This window comes from Bacillus sp. SIMBA_074 (assembly GCF_046534555.1).
Classification (GTDB): domain Bacteria; phylum Bacillota; class Bacilli; order Bacillales; family Bacillaceae_G; genus Bacillus_A; species Bacillus_A mycoides.
In genome coordinates, this window is sequence record NZ_JAWRYM010000004.1 from 71,026 (window position 1) to 90,270 (window position 19,245).

21 protein-coding genes are annotated in these 19,245 nt (G+C 35.6%); 11 read left to right on the forward strand and 10 right to left on the reverse strand.

Annotated features, from left to right (window positions below; genetic code table 11):
* Window positions 1-14: 14 nt before the first annotated feature.
* Complete coding sequence (gene dcm, locus SB773_RS06980; RefSeq protein WP_262449598.1) at window positions 15-1,409, reverse strand: DNA (cytosine-5-)-methyltransferase; 1,395 nt, start codon at window positions 1,407-1,409, stop codon at window positions 15-17.
* A complete protein-coding gene (locus tag SB773_RS06985; protein WP_101642052.1) occupies window positions 1,402-1,620 on the reverse strand; it encodes a helix-turn-helix domain-containing protein in 219 nt (72 codons plus the stop codon). Before SB773_RS06985 ends, dcm begins: the two co-directional genes overlap by 8 nt.
* A gap of 130 nt (window positions 1,621-1,750) precedes the next feature.
* Between SB773_RS06985 and SB773_RS06990 the strand changes: the two genes are divergently transcribed.
* Entirely contained in the window at window positions 1,751-3,370 is a 1,620-nt protein-coding gene (locus SB773_RS06990; RefSeq protein WP_410589175.1) for a MutH/Sau3AI family endonuclease, read from the forward strand.
* 456 nt (window positions 3,371-3,826) lie between these two features.
* Here SB773_RS06990 and SB773_RS06995 read toward each other — a convergent pair whose 3' ends face one another.
* Window positions 3,827-4,168 (reverse strand): IS3 family transposase, encoded by a 342-nt coding sequence (locus SB773_RS06995; protein WP_392388000.1) that lies wholly within the window; start codon window positions 4,166-4,168, stop codon window positions 3,827-3,829.
* Window positions 4,143-4,484 carry a hypothetical protein gene (locus SB773_RS07000; RefSeq protein WP_262449594.1) on the reverse strand — a complete coding sequence of 114 codons (342 nt, stop codon included), beginning with the start codon at window positions 4,482-4,484 and terminating at the stop codon, window positions 4,143-4,145. The genes SB773_RS06995 and SB773_RS07000 overlap by 26 nt, the downstream gene beginning before the upstream one ends.
* A gap of 522 nt (window positions 4,485-5,006) precedes the next feature.
* Here SB773_RS07000 and SB773_RS07005 point away from each other — a divergent pair.
* The 7 genes from SB773_RS07005 (at window position 5,007) to SB773_RS07035 (ending at window position 11,927) form a co-directional block, all read left to right on the forward strand.
* Window positions 5,007-5,240 carry a hypothetical protein gene (locus tag SB773_RS07005; RefSeq protein ID WP_215587358.1) on the forward strand — a complete coding sequence of 78 codons (234 nt, stop codon included), beginning with the start codon at window positions 5,007-5,009 and terminating at the stop codon, window positions 5,238-5,240.
* A 35-nt stretch (window positions 5,241-5,275) separates the two neighbouring features.
* Complete coding sequence (locus SB773_RS07010; RefSeq protein WP_262449593.1) at window positions 5,276-7,234, forward strand: hypothetical protein; 1,959 nt, start codon at window positions 5,276-5,278, stop codon at window positions 7,232-7,234.
* Entirely contained in the window at window positions 7,218-8,081 is an 864-nt protein-coding gene (locus SB773_RS07015; RefSeq protein ID WP_410589178.1) for a hypothetical protein, read from the forward strand. The genes SB773_RS07010 and SB773_RS07015 overlap by 17 nt, the downstream gene beginning before the upstream one ends.
* Entirely contained in the window at window positions 8,074-8,847 is a 774-nt protein-coding gene (locus SB773_RS07020) for a DUF6339 family protein (protein ID WP_262449591.1), read from the forward strand. Before SB773_RS07015 ends, SB773_RS07020 begins: the two co-directional genes overlap by 8 nt.
* Before the next feature lie 712 nt (window positions 8,848-9,559).
* Complete coding sequence (locus SB773_RS07025; RefSeq protein ID WP_410589180.1) at window positions 9,560-10,432, forward strand: DnaD domain-containing protein; 873 nt, start codon at window positions 9,560-9,562, stop codon at window positions 10,430-10,432.
* Window positions 10,429-11,715, forward strand: coding sequence for a replicative DNA helicase (dnaB, locus tag SB773_RS07030; RefSeq protein ID WP_410589182.1), 1,287 nt, complete (start codon window positions 10,429-10,431; stop codon window positions 11,713-11,715). Before SB773_RS07025 ends, dnaB begins: the two co-directional genes overlap by 4 nt.
* A gap of 44 nt (window positions 11,716-11,759) precedes the next feature.
* Entirely contained in the window at window positions 11,760-11,927 is a 168-nt protein-coding gene (locus SB773_RS07035) for a hypothetical protein (RefSeq protein WP_000169779.1), read from the forward strand.
* Window positions 11,928-12,090: 163 nt separating this feature from the next.
* Here SB773_RS07035 and SB773_RS07040 read toward each other — a convergent pair whose 3' ends face one another.
* On the reverse strand, window positions 12,091-12,876 hold the full coding sequence (locus SB773_RS07040; RefSeq protein WP_410589185.1) for a TrmB family transcriptional regulator: 786 nt from the start codon (window positions 12,874-12,876) through the stop codon (window positions 12,091-12,093).
* A 110-nt stretch (window positions 12,877-12,986) separates the two neighbouring features.
* On the opposite strand from SB773_RS07040, the gene SB773_RS07045 reads away from it, so the two are divergent.
* Complete coding sequence (locus SB773_RS07045; RefSeq protein WP_328057181.1) at window positions 12,987-13,754, forward strand: TSUP family transporter; 768 nt, start codon at window positions 12,987-12,989, stop codon at window positions 13,752-13,754.
* A gap of 231 nt (window positions 13,755-13,985) precedes the next feature.
* Here SB773_RS07045 and SB773_RS07050 read toward each other — a convergent pair whose 3' ends face one another.
* Window positions 13,986-14,873 (reverse strand): DMT family transporter, encoded by an 888-nt coding sequence (locus SB773_RS07050; RefSeq protein ID WP_410589187.1) that lies wholly within the window; start codon window positions 14,871-14,873, stop codon window positions 13,986-13,988.
* 169 nt (window positions 14,874-15,042) lie between these two features.
* Between SB773_RS07050 and SB773_RS07055 the strand changes: the two genes are divergently transcribed.
* Window positions 15,043-15,387, forward strand: coding sequence for a Rossmann-fold NAD(P)-binding domain-containing protein (locus tag SB773_RS07055; protein ID WP_410589189.1), 345 nt, complete (start codon window positions 15,043-15,045; stop codon window positions 15,385-15,387).
* Window positions 15,388-15,436: 49 nt separating this feature from the next.
* Here the strand turns inward: SB773_RS07055 and SB773_RS07060 are convergent, their stop codons facing one another.
* Window positions 15,437-16,012 (reverse strand): TetR/AcrR family transcriptional regulator, encoded by a 576-nt coding sequence (locus tag SB773_RS07060; RefSeq protein WP_256491779.1) that lies wholly within the window; start codon window positions 16,010-16,012, stop codon window positions 15,437-15,439.
* Window positions 16,013-16,153: 141 nt separating this feature from the next.
* Between SB773_RS07060 and SB773_RS07065 the strand changes: the two genes are divergently transcribed.
* Window positions 16,154-17,629, forward strand: a complete 1,476-nt coding sequence (locus SB773_RS07065) for an MDR family MFS transporter (protein ID WP_410589192.1) — start codon at window positions 16,154-16,156, stop codon at window positions 17,627-17,629.
* 42 nt (window positions 17,630-17,671) lie between these two features.
* Here the strand turns inward: SB773_RS07065 and SB773_RS07070 are convergent, their stop codons facing one another.
* Genes SB773_RS07070 through SB773_RS07080 form a run of 3 tightly spaced genes read right to left on the reverse strand, consistent with a single transcriptional unit; the run spans window position 17,672 to window position 19,012 of the window.
* A complete protein-coding gene (locus SB773_RS07070; RefSeq protein ID WP_410589194.1) occupies window positions 17,672-18,199 on the reverse strand; it encodes a permease in 528 nt (175 codons plus the stop codon).
* Window positions 18,196-18,678 carry a hypothetical protein gene (locus SB773_RS07075; RefSeq protein WP_410589196.1) on the reverse strand — a complete coding sequence of 161 codons (483 nt, stop codon included), beginning with the start codon at window positions 18,676-18,678 and terminating at the stop codon, window positions 18,196-18,198. Before SB773_RS07075 ends, SB773_RS07070 begins: the two co-directional genes overlap by 4 nt.
* Window positions 18,671-19,012, reverse strand: coding sequence for a PadR family transcriptional regulator (locus SB773_RS07080; RefSeq protein WP_201032578.1), 342 nt, complete (start codon window positions 19,010-19,012; stop codon window positions 18,671-18,673). The genes SB773_RS07075 and SB773_RS07080 overlap by 8 nt, the downstream gene beginning before the upstream one ends.
* Window positions 19,013-19,245: the final 233 nt, after the last annotated feature.

The window sequence follows — 19,245 nt, forward strand, 5'->3', positions numbered from 1 at the left end:
AAAATAGTATTGACTTAAACTTCTACTGTATTGTACTCACGTACGATTTCTCCTAACTCAATTCCTATACGTTCAACGATTCCTGTAACTAAGGCATTCCCCATGAAGAATAAACGCATACGGTCTGAAACCTCACGGACATTTTCAAGATTATCTTTTTTGAATTTGGTCCAGTCTGGAGGGAAATCTTGTAATAATTCGGCTTCAATCGGTGTAAGCAGTCGGTATTTCCCATCGATTTTAAGCAAATGTGTTGAACGGTTTACAGAACCTTCACTTGTAAGCATTGTGCGTCCCGGCATATCGAGAGAATCATACGGACTCATTCCACCTTCACTAAAGGTATATTTATGACCGTTATCAGCTACTCGCTCAATTTTTTTAGGACCACGTAAGTATTCAAATTTTTTAAGCTTTGGATTGTCATCGTCTAACTGATAATTTAAGATATATTGGTTATACTCTTCTTCACCATGTTTACGCACATAATATTCTTTCGCTTCTCGAACAATTTCACCCAAAGTCTTTGGTTCTTCCTTAACCGGTAATGTATCAATCGTGAAGTATTGACCATAACGCATAATACCAGTATTCCAAATAGTACCTGTGAAATTGTCAGAAATGTCTACGATATACTCTTCGTTGAGGATGTCTTTATCGGATAATGTATCTGAGTAGTGACGTTTTTTGTATGCTTCTTGTTCAATTGGAAATTGACGAGCGAACAATCCATCTTGAAAGATGTAGTTATCGAAAGTACCTTCATCACATGTCATAATATTTTTCTCTTTCTTAGGCTTTCCATATTTTTCATCCATCGCCAAGGCAAATGGTGTGTCATTTCGATATACATAAAAGAACACACGGCGACGACGTTGAGCGCGCCCATATTCTGCAGCGTTAATTACACGCCATTCAACAGAGTAGCCAAGTTGAGCAAATGCACCAAGCATAATCGCGAAGTCTCGTCCACGTTGTGAAGATGGTGATTTTAATAAACGATCAACATTTTCTAGAATCAAATATTCGGGTTTGATATGGTTAACCGCACGAATGATTTCCCAAAAGAGAACACCTTTCTTCCCTTCGATACCCAATTCATGTTTTTTAGAACGGGCAACAGAATAATCTTGGCAAGGGAACCCACCAACTATCATGTTTACACCATGAGCTTTCATTTCCTCGAGGTATTTATTTGAGACCTGCATGATATCTTCATTACTGTGTTGAATATGTGGATAATTATAGACACCTACTTCAAATGCATCTTGTGATTTACGAGATGGTTCAAATTGATTAGTGTTTGTTGTTTCAAAGAATGGTTCTTTGAGTGTTAAGTTGGCGTTATCAAGACCTACTACAAAGCCTCCGACCCCGTCAAACATTGAAAATACTTTATACTTAGACATTCACTTTTTCCTCAACTTTCTCAAAGATTTCGTTGTAATCGGTAATTTCCAAGCAGTCCATCACCTTTTCGAGTTGTTCTAAGTTCACCGTAGAACGGATGCCTCGAACCATATCACTAATAGAACTTTCACGAAGCCCACTAGCTTTTGCTAAGTCCTTTTGGCGCATTTCTCTCTCCTTGAGAATTTCATTCAAGCGTAGCTTAATCATACCTTTTGCTCCCCTCAAAAAATACGGGATATTGTATATTGAATTATTATAACCTATGCAGACAAAAAGTTGAAGGTAATTTATAATAAAATTGCACTGAAGATTAAGATTTTCTATTAAGGAGATGGCGATGGATAGAGAATATAAAACAATTCGAGAAATAAAAGAACGTGGTGAAGCTGCTGTTGGAAAAATGATAAAGGAGCTTGTCACACAGGAGAATATCGATAAGTGGTACGCTAGCCCAAGAAATAAAGGTTGGCTTGGGAATGCAGTTGAAAAAGATTGGTTCGGGCTAGCGAATAACAGTCGACCTGAAGCTGATTTCAATAATCTAGGGGTAGAACTCAAATGTGCTGGGCTTAAATTTTTCAAAAAAGAAAATTCCTGGGGTGCCAAAGAAAGACTAGTTCTTAACATTTTTGATTTTAATGAAGAATATAAGAGAGATTTTCAAAATTCTTCTTTTTTAAAAAAGTCAAAGCTTGTAGAACTCATGTTGTATAAATATAATCCAGATGATGTTTTTCAATTCGAAGAAAAGGAATACCCAATCTATCCAGATTTCTTAATGTCCCATTCTATTCTTTTTAATTTGAACGATTTATTAGACGATGATTGGGCAATCATTGAAAATGATTGGAACATTATAATGGATATGATTCGTCAGGGAAGGGCTGAGGACATTTCCGAAGGTATGACACAATACCTTGGAGCAGTGACAAAAGGAAGTAAAACTGCAGAGAACCAAACAACACAACCATTCAGTGATAAGAAAGCACATAGACGAGCTTTTTCTTTAAGACCAACGTACATGAAGGAAATTACGAAGCGAATTGTACAGGGCGAATTAAAGAGTTCAATTACTTACGATTCTTATCAAAGTGACTATCCTGAATTACATAAAAAAATCGATGTTCAACAGGTTGGTACTCAAGAGCATATCATAAAAGATTTATCTGAATTAAAACATAAAACGTTTGAACAAATCATTATCGATCAGTTTAAACCGTTCTGCAATAGGGATAAAAAAGTCTTAGCAGAAAAATTTGGTGTTAGAATCCAAGAAAAGAATGACAAAGCAAGTTCACGGCTAATTGCGCAGAAGATGTTTAATCTAGAAGGTGATTTAGAAGAAACAGATGAGTTTAAGAAGGCTGGAATTGCTGTAAAAACAGTTACCGTAAAATCTAATCAGAGAAAAAAAGCATCTGAAAAAAGAATCACAACTGAAGGATTTAAACTTGAATCGGATGTTAGCTTCATTAAAGATATTAGTAACCTTGATTGGGAAGATACTCGAGTATATGACTATCTTTCCACAACAAAATTCTTATTAGTCGTTTACGAGGAAACACCAGAAGGTGATATATTTAAGGGTGCAAAATTTTGGTATATGCCAGAAGACGAACTCATGGGTACAGTCAAAAAAACATGGGAAACAATTAAACAAACCCTCATTAATGGTGTTGAGTTAACGTTTAAACGTGTTTCTAATAAGAAGGGTTATAAAATAGAAAACAATCTGCCGAGCCAAGTGAGTGGTCCTCAAATTCTTCACATTCGCCCTTCAGCTGCCCAGTCAGATTATTATGAAAGTAAAAATTCAGATTGGCTCCCCCGTTCTGCAATTTGGAAGAATAGACCTGAGGATATGAAAGATATTTTGACAGATAATTATATGGTTAAGCAAGCCCTGTGGTTAAATAAAGATTATATGTACCAACAAGTAAAAGAATTTTTTGAATGAGATTACTTGATCTGTACTAATATACTGATTTCAGAAACCAATAAAGAATCAAAAAGGTGCTTTGGAACAGACTAAGGGTTGGAGTGCCAAAAAGTACATAGTAGAGAAACGGTGTGGCGATAAATACATTAAGTGGTTGTTAGCTAATAGTTGACAACTTAAACTTATGAAACTTGCAAAAGGTATAAAAGATGTGATACTTAAAAAGGTTAGTAGATATGCCGAAATATCTTAAAAGATAAGCTGGGATTGCAGCCCAGCTTATCTTTTTTTCGTGAAAAGAAATATAAGAAGATTTTAATTGATTAAAATCTTTAAGAGTCTAACATATGACTGAGGTGATTTAGAGGGGAAATTATTTTTAACATTTAGTGATGAAGGAAATTTTTTTTAGCTACTAAAAGTCATATCGTTTCTCTATCTATAAATACTAGAAGCTGGTATGTCAACACAAAACTAGACAGTTTTTTTAAGGTGTTCCTGTCTGTACTGAACAGAGCTCAAATTGCCTAGTGTGCCATGGATTTTAATCTTGTTAAACCAGTTTACGTAGTCGTTTAATTCTAAGGTCAATTCTTCTAAACTTGCGAAGTGACGATAGTGAACGAACTCTGTTTTAAAGATTTTGTAGGTTGCTTCTGCTACCGTATTATCGTAGGGGCAGCCTTTCGTATTTAATGAAAGCTTGTTTTTGAAGGTCTCTAACGTGTCCTGAATTAGCTTGTTTTTGAACTCGTTTCCTCGATTTGTATGAAATAAGGTAAGTTTGTTTTCACCGTTGCGAAACAAAATCGGCATCTTTCTTTTGACCCGCACTATGCCCTATAATTTCTCGATTAAAGAAATCAACTAATAAACATACGTAATTCCACTTTTTATTCACGCGGACGTATGTAAAATCACTTATGACTACAGCTAGCTCTTCTTGGTGGTTGAACTCACGATTGAGTTCGTTTAAAATATTTTCTTCATTACAGCTAACTCTCTTCGGTTTACATTGTGCAATCGTATAGTTTGATACTAAAACTTGGTTCTTCATCATTCGTCCAAGACGGCGACGTGAAACCACATACCCTAACTTTTTTAGTTCTACTTTTATATTTCGTCCTAGCATCAGCGCTGCTTACTTTAAAATATCATTTTCCATACGATACTATTTCATCCATGTCTTAATTTGAGAAACATTTTTGATTCCAAGCTTCTCCATAATAATCCGATTTGAATACCCATCCTTTTTCATTTCAATGACTTTCTACTTTGTTTCTTCTGAGTAATGAGCTCTTGTTTTTTCATCTACCACTATTTGGGTTCACTTCACAAATTCAGGTGGCTTTTTATATGGAGGTATTTAAGGACTAATTTTGCAACTCGAAAGTTAGAATTATTAGCAGTTGTGTTTGATTTTATTGATTTGATGCAAAATGAAGTTCGGATTATCATAATTTTTTTGAATAAATGGTGCTATGTTCATTTCATTTTTATAAAAATAACAGTTTATAAATCACTAAATAAATAAAATGTAGTTAATATATATAAAATGTATTCCGTGAAATAAGATTTTTATGTTATTATATTTTTAAATTAATAACATTATATTTTATATTATATGTGAATTGAAAAGGAGATCGATATATTCGTGGGATATAATAGTAAAAAAGCTGAGAAATTTAAAGAATTAGCAGAGAAACGTGTTTCAGATACGCTTAAAAAGTTACAGTTGATTGGTAATTTAGCGAATAAAAATAACTATGAGTATACAGATGAACAAGTAAAGCAGATTATTGACACGCTAGATTCAGAGATTAAAAGTTTGAAAAATAAATTTATAGAAGAAAGTAAACAACGTTCTACGGAGTTTAAATTCAAATAGACAAACAACTATTTAAAGATACAGGAGGGGAAGATATGCCTAAGTGGAAATTTCCTAATGGACAAGGGTTAACTCCAAAGGGGGTAAATAATCCATCAATTGAAATATTCTTAGATAATGTTGCGGAGTCTTTGACGCGTGAGGTACTGCAAAACTCATTGGATGCAAAAGATAAAAGCAAGGAGGAAGCAGTTGAAATTAGGTTTGACTTTTTTGAAATGCCAACAGAAAACATCTCCAATATTAAATCTATTAGAGATGAGGCATTGCCGAAAGCACTTGAATTATGGACGGAAAAAAATAATAAAGACACTCTCGATTTTTTAAAGCGTTTTAGTGATGTGCTTCATGCACCTAAAGTACCTGTCTTAAAAATTAGTGACTACAATACAACAGGGTTAAATAAAAAGAAATATGAGTCATTAGTTTTGGGAGACGGTTATTCAGAAAAGGATGATACTGATTCAGCGGGAAGTAAAGGAATTGGTAAAGCAGCACCGTTTGCAGCCTCAGATCTACGGATGGTGTTTTATAATACACTAGCAAATGAAGGAACTGAAAAGTCAGTAGGTGTAATGAATTTTGTTTCATTCAAAATCAAAGAAGAAAACTTCATTACCCAAGAGCGTGCGACGTGTGTGGACGCTGAAACAGACTATATTGCTGAACAGCAAACATTTGGTTACCCTGAAAGAGAAAATGACGAATTTGGGACAGATATTTTTATAATCGGTCTGAAAAATTACGATGAGTGGACGCAAAATATTGTTCTTTCAACGTTAAATAATTTTTTACTTGCGATTATTCAAGGAAAGCTTGTTGTAAAAGTTGGTAAAACAGAAATTATTAACGATGTAACTGTACATTCTTTAATGAAGCGTATATATGAAGAAAATACACTTAGTGGGGATACAAAAGCGCAGTTTTTAAAAACGTATCGTTTTTATGAAGTACTAACAAGCAAGCAAACGCTATATTTTGATTTGGATGAACGTTTTATAAAATATCCATTTGTTAAAGATGTAGCGGATGCTAAACTATATTTGTTGCAGCATGAGCCAGCTAATCGTACAGTATTGCAAACCCGTGCAGCTGGTATGAAAATTTATGAGCGTAATCGTGTTAGTGGTAATATCAATTTCTCAGGCGTATTTCAAGCGTTAGGGAAAGGATTGAATGAGTATTTAAAAGATTTAGAGAATGCTAATCATGATACATGGAGTATTGATCGTAAGCAGGGGGTAGCACATCAAGAAGCAGCAGATTTTTTAAAGGATTTATTACAATGGTATAAGGCTAAAGTACAAGAGGCATTTGCAGATATCAGTACGGATGTTATTGATGCATTCGGAGTGAATGATTTATTGCCTTTAAATGAGCAACAAACGGAAGGGGAGAAAAAACAGAAAGACTCGGGTATAAAAAATAATTTCGAGGATTTTAAGTTATCGCGAAAAAATAATACGAATCAAACGTTAGATGGCAATAAAGAAGAAGATTTGTTAAAAAATGTACTAGAAGCTGTTGGAATCGGAGATGGTGATACTTCTGGTAGCGGCGGTAAACGTGAGGGCCGTGGTGATGGAGATTCACCTCACACAAACTATGGGGCAGGTAAAGAACCTGGCGATAAAGGTCCAAATAGTGAAGATGAGGAAGTTATCGCGAATAAGGAAAAACGAGTAGGTCCGTCTACTTCTATTAAGCTGAAAATTATTGAGCTTAATGCAGCTGAAGGGAAGTACCGAATTGTCGGGAAAGTATTGAAGAAATCAAAAGCAATTGAAGTTGAATTGAAGTCAATAGGTGCAAATGGTGTGACATATCCATTGAAAGTAGTGGATGTTGCAAGTCAATCGAATGAAATTTCGATTAAACGAAACGCAGTTCGATTAGAGAGTCTATCGAAAAACGTTGTATTCAGTGCAGATATTTCAATTGATAGTAAATTACGGTTAAAAATGGAGGGCACGGTATATGAAATTAAAAGCTGATTTATTTCCGTATCCGGTTTTAAGTAGTGAAATGAATGACTATGAAAATAGCGAATTTAGTAGCGACATTCATTTTGAAAAAGTATCACCATCTAAAATGAATGTTATGGTGAAATTTAAATTAAACGATGCGATGTTAGAGCGATTCATTGCTGAGGGAAAGGCTGTGTATGCCGTTCATTTAGAAGGGGTTTCTTCAAGTTATCGTAAGTTATTTACAGCGTCCAAGTTACAAAATGAGCTTACGGTTTCGTTAAATGCTAACGAGATCAGTGGCAAAATTGAAGTGAATACGATGATTTTAGCTAATGAAGTGATTGAAAATTATAGTAATCCCAATTTCAATAATGAATACTACGGTGATAACTTTAATGTACTTAAGCTAATCAAAGGGGATATTTTAGCGTTTGATACGATGGCGGAGCTAAATATTAAATTTGCTAATAAAGAAAATCCAAATGCTAAGTCGATGATTCGTGTTGCAGCGATTAATGATGTGTTTATGGATGTTAATATTGATGGCGATATTATTTTAGTCAACTTACCAAAAAATGCGCACGAAGCTTATCAAGTTATGAGTCGCTCGGATCAAGTTAAACAAAGCATGTTGTTAGTAACGATTGTTGTGCCCGCATTAACATATGTAATTGAGCGCGTGAAAAATGGTGATTTCAACAGAGATAGTTTATGGGTGCCGGCGTTATTTGATTTACTAAACAAAGAGGGCTATGACGAACAAACGATTTTAACTGCTGATGCCATGAAAGTTGCACAGCAGCTATTAGATGCACCTGTAGAAGATGCATTATATAACTTCTATAAAGGAGCGGAGCTTACGCATGACTAACGTTATTACATATGTAACAGATGAATTTCTAGAAAATTTTAAAGTTAATTTTAAAACGGATTATTTACCGTTGTATAAAACAAATAATACAGTAGAAATTACGAAACTCTTTTCGAATCCTGGAAATGTTCATGAAAGCTCGACAGTGTTCGATTATGTACCATTGAAGTTAGAAATAGTTGATGGTGAAGCTGCAAAAGAAAATATTCGAACGCTATGGAGTAGTTTGAAGCATATTTCAATTTCAGAAGCTGAAAGTGAGAAAATGTGGGTAGCTTTAGCCAACACGTACTACATAGATTATCATTTAAATCAGTTGAATTTAATTTCATCTCAAGATAAGGACCGTAGTATTGAAAGTAGGACAATTTTTAACCAAGGCCATAAGCGCTCGCTGATGATTAATAATTTATCGTTACTATGGTGGATAGCTTATTACACTGTAGATGTGGAACATCCAAGTAACCCATTCCACTTAACAGACTTTTTTGTAGACGGTGCATTCCGTGGTAACGCAGTTGCTTGGTTCTCGAGTAATATTATTTCTAACAAAGCTATTTCATTAGGGATTTTAGAGGCCATTAAAGAGCTAGCTGAGCAAGATAAGATGATTGTGAATCGCTATTCTTACTCAAATGCAAATAAAATCTTAAATCAAATTGGTGGTGTTAGAATATTAGACATGCTAACACGCGAGGAAGTAAAAGAAATTATTTGTGCGAATCTTTTAGATACAGAAAAGATAAGAGTGCCGCAAATGCAATAATTAAACATCACCCTATTTTATAAAACAGGATGAATAAACGCGGTTTAAAAGATAGGGTGATGAACTTATCTATTCGAGTTAGACAAAATAAAAAAACATCCTCAATTGAAATAAGGATTGGACTAACATAATTTCATAGGATAACGTAAAACACCTCTGAGATGTAAAAATGATACCAAGCTTATTGGATTTTAGTTTTGTTTAATAAAGTAATTATATATAAAGATCTTATTTAAAAGTAATTCTTGTTATAATAGAATTAAACTTTTATTGAGTCGGAATAATTAAAAGAAGCTTAGAATCCTTGATTTATAAGGGTTCTAAGCTCTTTTTTGTATATTACAAACAATAACTTCATTCTGCTATTCTAATTTCATAAAAATCTTTACTTGAAAGCTTCTTTTCCAATAAAGCACCTTCAAATTGTACTTTGATAAAATAGTTTTGAAGATCAAAGTCACCTTCGAAAACAAAACATCCCTAATCAAAGTACCCAACAACTAGCCCCTACCATGCCCCTACCATACCCCTACAAAGCCCCTCCCAAGTAATAAATCACTAAGAAAAAACACAACAAAACAAAAACAACAACAAACACCGTAGTAGTAGTCAAAAAAAAATTTGAAATAACACGCCAAAAACCCACCCCTCCTTCCTATATATAGTACAAAGAAGAATTTTTTACTTTTGAATCGGGACAGGAGGAATTGGGATGGCGGTGTATCGTAATGTGCAGGTGAATTTTTGGCAGGATGATTTTGTTTTGGATTTGACGCCGGAGGAGCGGTATTTTTATGTGTATTTGTTAACTTGTTCGAAGACGACGCAGTGTGGGATTTTTCCGTTTCCGAAGCGGTTAGCTGAGATGGAGACGGGTTATAACAGGGGGACTGTTGATAAGTTAGTGCAGCGCTTCATCGATTATGGAAAGATTCTGTATGATGCGGAGACGAGGGAGTTATTTATTTTAAATTGGCTTCGTTATAATCCTGTGACGAATACGAATGTGGAGAAGTGTGTGCTTCGTGAGCTGAAGGGTGTGAAAAATAAGGAGTTTGTACATATGTTTCTTCAGAAGTGCGTAGAGGAGGAGCTGAATGTTCCGATGCTTTTAGCACATTTCGGTATGCCGAGTGATTTGGCTGTTGATGTGGATGTGGATGTGGATCCAGATCCGGTTTGTGAAGAGGCGGAAGAAGAGGTTATAGAGGAAGAGACGGGAAGTCGCGTGTTTTCTTTTTATGAACAAAATTTCGGTAGTTTGTCTCCGTTTACGGTAGAGGAACTGAGTGCGTGGATGGTTGATTTATCAGAGGAGCTTGTGCTGAAGGCTCTTCAAATTGCGTGTGAGAATAATAAGCGGACGGTTGCTTATGTGAAGGGGATTTTGAGAGGTTGGCACGGGAAAGGATTTACGAAAGTGTCTGAGGTTGAGGCAGATACGGCTCAGTTTAGGAAGAAAGAGTCGTCTGTTAGTAGCGGGGAGACGGAGGAGTTTTTGACGAGGTGCGAGGAGTGGGAGAAGAATGCGCTGTCAGAGGAAGAGTTGCAGCGATTCTTAACTGAACGTGGGTGGCGTCCATGAGTATTCAAAATGTGGAGGCAGAAAAGACGGTGTTAGGTTCTCTTTTAATTGATGGAGAGCTTATTAAGGAGTGCCGTTTGACGGAGCATTATTTTTCTATGCCAGTGCATAAGTCTATATTTCGGTTAATGCGGAAAATTGAAGAAGAGGGGCAACCAATTGATCTTGTGACGCTCGTTTCTAGGATGAATCCAAATTTTTTGGAGAATATCGGGGGGATGGAGTATTTTATAGCGTTAATAGAGGGTGTGCCTACAACTGCCAACTTCTCTTATTATGAGGGGCTTGTTCGAGGTGCATGGAAAATGTATCAGGCCGGTGTTCTCGGGCACAAGATGGGAGAGCGTCTTATTGCGGAGAAGAATGAGAAAATTATTGGTGAGACGATTACGGAGCTTTGTGAGTTAGAGGAAAAGGACTGTGTATGTGAGTTTGATTTGAAGGATGCGTTAGTTGGTTTGTATGAGGAGCTTCATCAAGATACGAAAGAGAATACTGGTATTGAGACTGGTTATACATCGTTAAATAAGATGACGTGCGGATTGCAGGAAGGTGATTTTGTCGTTCTTGGAGCGCGTCCTTCTATGGGAAAAACGGCATTTGCGTTAAATATTGCACTGCATGCGGCGAAGTCTGGAGCGGCGGTTGGGTTGTTTTCGTTAGAGATGAGTAGTAAACAATTGTTAAAAAGGCTGGCGTCTTGCGCGGGTGAAGTGTCAGGAGGTAGGCTGAAAAATCCGAAGCATCGTTTTACGATAGAGGACTGGGAAAAGGTGAGTAAGGCGTTTGCGGAGATTGGTGAGTTGCCACTTGAGATTTACGATAATGCAGGCGTTACGGTGCAAGATATTTGGATGCAAACTCGTAAGTTAAAGAGGAAGCGCAGTGATAAAAAGCTTTTAGTCATTGTGGATTATTTGCAGCTTATTACGGGCGATCCGAAGCATAAGGGCAATCGATTTCAGGAGATTAGTGAGATTTCTCGTAAGCTTAAGTTATTAGCGCGTGATTTAAATGTTTGTATAGTAGCGTTGTCGCAATTGTCTCGTTCCGTAGAGTCACGGCAAGATAAGCGTCCTCTTTTATCTGATTTAAGAGAGACAGGACAAATTGAGCAAGATGCGGATGTCATTATGCTTATGTACCGAGAGGATTATTATGATAAGGAAACGATGCAGAAAGAGATGACGGAGATCCATGTGGCGAAGCATCGGAATGGGCCTGTAGGTAGTTTTAAGCTGAGATTTTTGAAGGAGTTTGGGCGGTTTGTGGAGATTGGATGATAAAATAGAAGAAGGCATATAAAAAGGTAAAGGAGTGGTTACGGTTGACAAAAGTAGGTCGTTTATATGAGCAAGAGAAGCAAGAAGAAATAGATAAAGCTCTTTCTGCAGCTGGAATGCTCTTTAAGGGAATGAGTATAGAAGAAGTAGCTAAGAAATTAGATGTAACAATTGAAAAGGTGAAAGAGTGGGAGAAGCGTTTATCTCATTAATCGCTGGGTTAATGGGAATATTCTGCAAAGGGAAAATGGCAGCGTCTGTATAAATTCATATAAAAATAGCCGACTATTTACTATATAATAGTCGGCTATTTTTGTACGGAGAAGTTGTTAGGTTTAATACGAAAATTTTTTGATTTTCTCTTGAATATATTTCTTATTTTTCCATAAAGAAGGATTTTCTCTCTGTAGTAATCCATTGCTCCAAATCATCTTGGCTACGTTGTACAAGTCGATTCACTAAAACATCATGCCATACATAATCCTCTAATAGGTATATATGAACGGGGTCATCTGTATAAAAAGCAATATTACGCTCTTCAAGTGATGGTCCATAAATCAACTCTTTAGAATCTATCGATAAAATAAACCAATGTTCTGTAGACAAGGTTTCTGTATAAGGTGTTATACGATGGGCTTCTAGATTTTTAATGGGATTTTCAACATGCAGGGTAATACCTTGTACTGTAACTTTATCAGCTACTTCAGATAGATCTTCTTTTAACGCTTCATACATCTCATCCCACATCGAAATGACAATACGTTGTTCTGCTTTTTTTATTAATGCCTGACAGTAGCTAATTATTGTTTTATTGTCTTTTAAAGTAATCACTCGATTATCTGTTTTTTCCTCGAAAGTTTCTAGTTTTTTTAATGAATCACTGATTACTTCATAAGTAGACTGCCATTCTGATTGCGCCTTTTGTAAAAAGATTTCAACAGGTAGAGGTGAATAGCGAGTGGTGTCATTTATTTCTTCCTTCATGACAATTCCTTTTTCTACAAGGTTACCCAAAATCTCATAAATTCGCGCTCTTGGGATACCCGAATTCTTACTCACTTGGTAGGCAGTGACAGGTCCCTGTTTAACAAGAGATACATAAGATTTAGCTTCATATTCATTAAAACCAATTTTTTTAAGCTGTTGCACTATGTAGTCCACTTTTTTCGTCCTCCGATGTTTGCTTTTATATTTCAACGTTACAATAACTGTTTACATTTAGCAAATTATTAGTTACTATTCTGATAGTGACTAAAGGGGAGGTTAATAGTATGGATTTTTATTTAGACCCATCAGTATTAATTATTTTGATTGCTTTTGGATTTTTAGCTGCATTTATTGATTCAGTTGTAGGTGGTGGAGGACTCATTGCCTTACCCGCTTTATTATTTACAGGACTGAATCCAGCAAGTGCAGTAGCAACGAATAAACTAGCATCGACAATGGGAAGTGCAACTAGTAATATTGTGTTTTATCGTTCTGGTAACCTTGATTTGAAATCAGCGTTTAAATTATTTCCACTCACGTTCATAGGTTCCATAATAGGTGCATGGACCGTTCATTTAATGAACCCAGAAGTATTGAAGCCATTGATGCTAATAATGCTCGGTGTGGTTGCTATTTATACGATTTTCAAAAAGGATTGGGGTAGTGTTTCCACTCATAAGAAATTGTCCGGTCGACACTTCATTATTTTTACTTTTTTTATTTTTATTATTGGTTTTTATGATGGGTTTTTAGGCCCTGGCACAGGTTCATTTTTAATGTTTTCTCTTTTATTTATTGGGTATGATTTTTTAAAAGCAGCAGGTAATGCGAAGCTTCTTAATTTAGGAAGTAATGTTGGTGCATTGTTGATGTTTATGTATGTAGGGCAAGTAAACTATGTGTATGGTTTTATAATGGGGATTGCTCAAATTGCTGGAGGGATTGTTGGCTCCAAATTTGCTATAAAAAAAGGAAGCGGGTATGTTCGTGCTCTTTTCATTACAGTAACTTGTTTATTGTTAGCGAAAAATCTGTATGACTATATTCGGTAAGTAATTTTGAACATCTTCACTTCAAAGAACGTAGAAAAGGTCAAATATGAAGGCTACATAAAATATAAGAAGATACTAGGGGCAAATTTCTTTTAACATTTTTTAGATGCTACCTTATTCGAAGATAGCATCTAAAAAAATCTCATTTAAAAGAAAATCTAAGTGAAGAGAATGAAAATAATATAAACTCATATTTTTTCTGGGGTATGTTTATTGATCATAGTGAAATGTTTACTCTATATTCTTCTTATAATTAACCCGCAACAATCCCTTAAAATCTACCTCAGCAATCAACACACTTAACAATATAAGCGTCGCCCCTAAGTAGCCTTTCCCTGTGAGCGTTTCGCCTGTGAAAACAAAGGCAAAGCCTGCTGAAAAGACAGGTTCTAATGAAAAGATAAGACCTGTATGTGTGGGCGTAGTGTATTGCTGGGCGATAACTTGCACGATGAAAGCGACTGCGGTACAAAATATGCTTAAGGCTAATATGATTAGCCATGAGTTGATCGTGCTAGGAAGTTTTGGGGTTTCCATCACTAATGAAAAAATAAGACTAAATAGGCCGACGAAACCGAGTTGTATGACCCCGAGCGCAATCGAGTTCACATGTTTTGTTACGTTTCCAGTAATGATGACATGAATGGCATAAAATAAAGCAGATAATATGCAAAATATATCGCCATTACCGATCTTGAATTCACTAGTTAATGTTAATAAGCCAATTCCTATTATCGTTAATACAATTCCTAATATAACTTTCTTTTCAGGAATGTGTTTTAAAAATATAGCTGATAATATTGGAATGAAAATGACTGTGAGACATAGTAAGAAACCAGCATTAGAGACACTAGTATACTTTGTACCGAATGTCGCAAAAATGTAAACGATAAATAAAACGGAAGCTAGTATAAAGGCATATTTTACAGTTTTAAAATCGACTTTGAATAAGTGTTTGTAAAATATTAAACCTGATAAAAGAAGGGCAATAATAAATCGTAATGCGATTAAATTATATTCTTCTATGCCATCAAGTCCAAGCTTTGTAAGTAGGATGGATGCACCCCAAAAAAATGTAACTAGTAGTAGCATTAAATCAGCTTTTAATTGAATTTTCATTTCTATTCCCTCGTTATGTATAATTTATGATTCCATACCCCTATCCCTATCGCTTATTTTAATATCAATTCTGAATATTTGGAACAAAATTTTATCGACGTTTTATTCTATAGTTACGTACGACTTAACGTTATCTACCGCAAAAACATTAGCTAAGTTAAATCCAGACATGACATTCATTTACGTATCCGGTAGCGGAACAGATAGTACAGAATCAGGACGTACGATGTGGGCGAGAGTGAAGGGGAGAACGGAAAGTGAGTTATTACGTTTACCTTTCAAATCTGCGTATATGTTTAGACCAGGATTAATCATTCCGGCAAATGGTGTGAAATCCAAAACGAAATTGTACCAATTAATGTATGATGTGATGAAGCCCTTTAATCCTCTGTTGAAGCGATTCGGCAGTGTGATAACTTCTGAGCAGTTGGGAAGAGCTATGGTGCGAGTTGGGAAAGATGGATATTCTCGTTCAATTATAGAAAGTTCGGATTTGAAGAAAATCGGTAAGTAATAGTATGTAAAAAACGCCTATTTCATATAGGCGTTTTTTTGATGGGGAATTATTTCTTTTCAAACTGAAAAATATCCCGGTTAATAAGTTGATGGAGATACCTATCCATTTCAGCAGCAGAAACGCTTCTTTCATTTTTAAACCACCATGTGCTTAATGAGGTGATTGCCCCTGAATAAAATTCAATGATTAAATCATTGGACATCGTATGATTTTTACACAGTTGATTTAACGCTTCTATTTCTTGTTTTCTCGTTTCATGACTTAAATACTGTGTCCGGTTAATAAATTGTTCATCAGACATTTGCGTTTCTAATATTTTACCGATTTCTTCATGATGTAGAAATTGTTCCATTACTTGAAATGGTTTACTTAATCGATCTGAAACCGGTATTCCCGCAATCATCTTGCTGTATCGTTTAAATCCAAATGCTAATAAAGCATCTTTATCTTCGAAGTGTTTATAAAAGGTTGTTCGGTGTACCATCGCACGGTCACATATTTGGTTAATCGTGATAGTACTATATTTCTGTTTTGATTGCGTCATTAATTCAAATAAGGAATCCCATAGTAATTTATGTGTACGTCTAATACGTAAATCAAGTTGTTTTTCATTATCATTCATCTACAATTCTCCTTTTTTGTAGATTAAATATACAATGGCTGAAAATTGATTCTCCCTTTTTAATCTACATATGTATATTATATTACATGTGTTCCGGTGTATTTAAATTTTTTTAGTAAGAAACAGGAGGAGAATCTGTAAATGAATATGACAACAAAGAGCCCTACAAGTGGCAAAGTTGATACTTCTAATATGAAACATACCCCGATTTTAATCGCATTACTTTTAGGGACAATGGTTGCATTATTAAACGAAACGTTACTTGGTAATGCGTTAACTGTATTAATGAAAGAATTTGACGTAACAGCTTCAACAATCCAATGGCTTTCTACAGCATACATGTTAGTAGTTGGTGTTTTAGTCCCGATTACAGCGTTACTTCAGCAATGGATCACAACGAGACAAATGTTTTTGATCGCTATGGTAACATTTTTAGTCGGTACATTAATTGCGGGATTCGCACCGACATTTTCCGTTTTATTAATCGGCCGTATCGTCCAAGCTGTAGCGACGGGGTTAATTTCACCGTTATTAATGAATACGATTTTACTTATTTGTCCACCTGAAAAACGTGGTGCCACAATGGGATTAATCGCACTTGTGATGATGGCAGCTCCAGCAATTGGTCCTACATTATCTGGAGTAATTGTGGATTCATTAAATTGGCGCTGGTTATTCTATATTGTTATTCCTATCGTGATCATTTCAATTATGATTGGGATGAAATACATTCAAAATGTTTCAGAGTTAACAAGGCCAAAAGTAGATTATCCATCTATCCTTTTATCGACATTAGGATTTGGCGGGCTTGTGTATAGCTTTAGTGCATCGGGTGATTTAGGATGGTCTGATGCGAAAGTGTATGGCGCCTTAATTGTTGGGCTTATATCACTATGTATTTTTGTAGTGCGACAATTAAAAATCGAGAATCCAATTTTAGAATTACGTGCATTTAAAGTTCCGATGTTTACAATATCAGTTGGATTAATCGTCATTGTTATGATGTCGTTATTTTCAACGATGACTTTATTACCGATGTTCCTGCAAACAGTTTTACTCGTTACAGCATTTAAATCAGGACTAATAATGCTTCCAGGAAGTATTATTAGCGCCATAATGGGACCAATCGCAGGTAAACTATTTGATAAATTTAGCCCGAAAGTTGTTATCGTTCCCGGTATTGTGTTAGTGGGTATTGCAATGTTCTTATTTAAAGGCATTACTCCTGATACATCAATGGTACAAATTATTGTCATGCATAGCGTATTAATGGTCGGGCTCATGTTTGTCATGACAGCACAAACATATGGATTAAATCAATTAACACCAGATTTATATCCGCACGGAACAGCACTGTTTAATACGTTACAGCAAGTAGCTGGCGCAATTGGTACAGCTATCTTTATTTCGAAAATGTCTTCAGGAACAACTAAGTATATGGAAAGCTCAGCAAATCCAATGGATCCAGTAGAGAAGTTAAACGGTTTAACATCGGGATTCCAAGGTGCATTTACACTAGGTTTAATCTTTATCGTTATTGCTTTTATCGTATCGTTGTTCTTAAAAGAAGAGAAAAAGGAAGTAAAGGCAGCGAGGGTTTTACAGAACGAGAATTAAGATTCATATTAAAAAGACATCTTTACGATTAAAGATGTCTTTTTACATTTCTTTCGTAATGTCATACTGCAGCAACTGCCGTTGATCATAAAACTTCTCAAAAACGATGCCCATTAAGTAGAAGAACAACAGACCGAAGCAAATGTGAATGAGCGTAAAGGTAGCTCCAAATGAAGAAAATTCATAGACCATAATCGGTAATTTCGCAGTTGTCCAAACACCTAAGAAAAATACGATGTACCTAATGCTGGCGCCTTTTTTTAATAGTAGTGCTGCAATCGGAAAGGCAACATAGAGGGGACCAGCTGCAATTCCGCCTAATAATAGAGAGAATAATATTCCATATATGCCGGACTTTTCGCCCATGTATTTCATTAGTGTTTCTTTCTTCACCCACTGATCAAGTAACCCTACAAATATTAGGACAGGGGGGAGTAGAAACAACATATCTAAAATGCTATTCCCCGTTAATTGTAATGCGCTCCATCCTAAAGATTGGTTTATAAAAGTTAGAATGATAAGTCCAATCAGCAAAATGAAAAAGAAGCGATATCTTTTTAGTTCCTTCATACCATCACCACCCAAATGATATATGAGAATAGGAGTGACATGAGTAATGCAGATGCATTACGAGCGTAAGCAAATTTTCGTCCGAATATCTTTTGTTCCATCGGCAAGGTTGTAATTCCTACTGACATTAGTGTAGACATAAGTGCCGCAACTTGAGGAAGGCCTGCGCCGTGCTGTACTAACGTATTACCAAGAGGAAAGACGACAAAGCTTGGGATAAGTGCCACAGATCCGAGTAGTGCTGAATAAATAATACCTAAAAATCCAGACTGTTCTCCAATGATGGAAGAGATGAAGGACGGCGTTAAGATAGAAAGTGATAGTCCAACGAAAAGCATAATGGAGAGCATGGCAGGGAAAAGATTTTGAAATATTTTCCATGATTTTAATAGGGCAGCTTTCGTTTTATTCCGATCCTTCATAAAAGAAATCCCTGTAAGAATAATGGCCAAAGTGTAAAGGATAGCGCCATTAATCATGATTAGATTCCTTTAAGTCTTTATATTTGTCTAAGAAAAATGATAAGTTTTTCATTTTTTCCTCAATATCCATTTGAAAATCCGCTAATTGTTCTTTTCCGGCTGTAGTAATTTTGTACATCTTTCTCGGCTTATCTGGAACTGATGTACTTACATAAGATTCAATAGCACCTTCATTTTCTAATTTCTTCAGCGTGCGGTAAAGGATGGCACTATCAATTGGATTGACCGGAAGTTCTTCCACACATTTCTGAAGTAGCTGCCCGCCATAGTTATCGCCTTCTGCTAAAAATAACAAAAGAAATGCACCTGTATGTCTTCCTGTATGCTTCATGAATATACCTCCTAGAATATATACTGTTAATGACAGTATACTGTTGTTAACAGTATATGGTGCATGAAGTGCTATGTCAATTTGAAAATGGTACTGAGGGGAAATGGCAATTCATGTTTTAATCTTGTTAAATAACAAAATAAAAGCCTACTGTTTTCTTGTGACAGTGGCTTTCATAGTTGGTAAACTACTATATTACGCTTAGGGAATCTCACCTTTTGATAGTAACACAT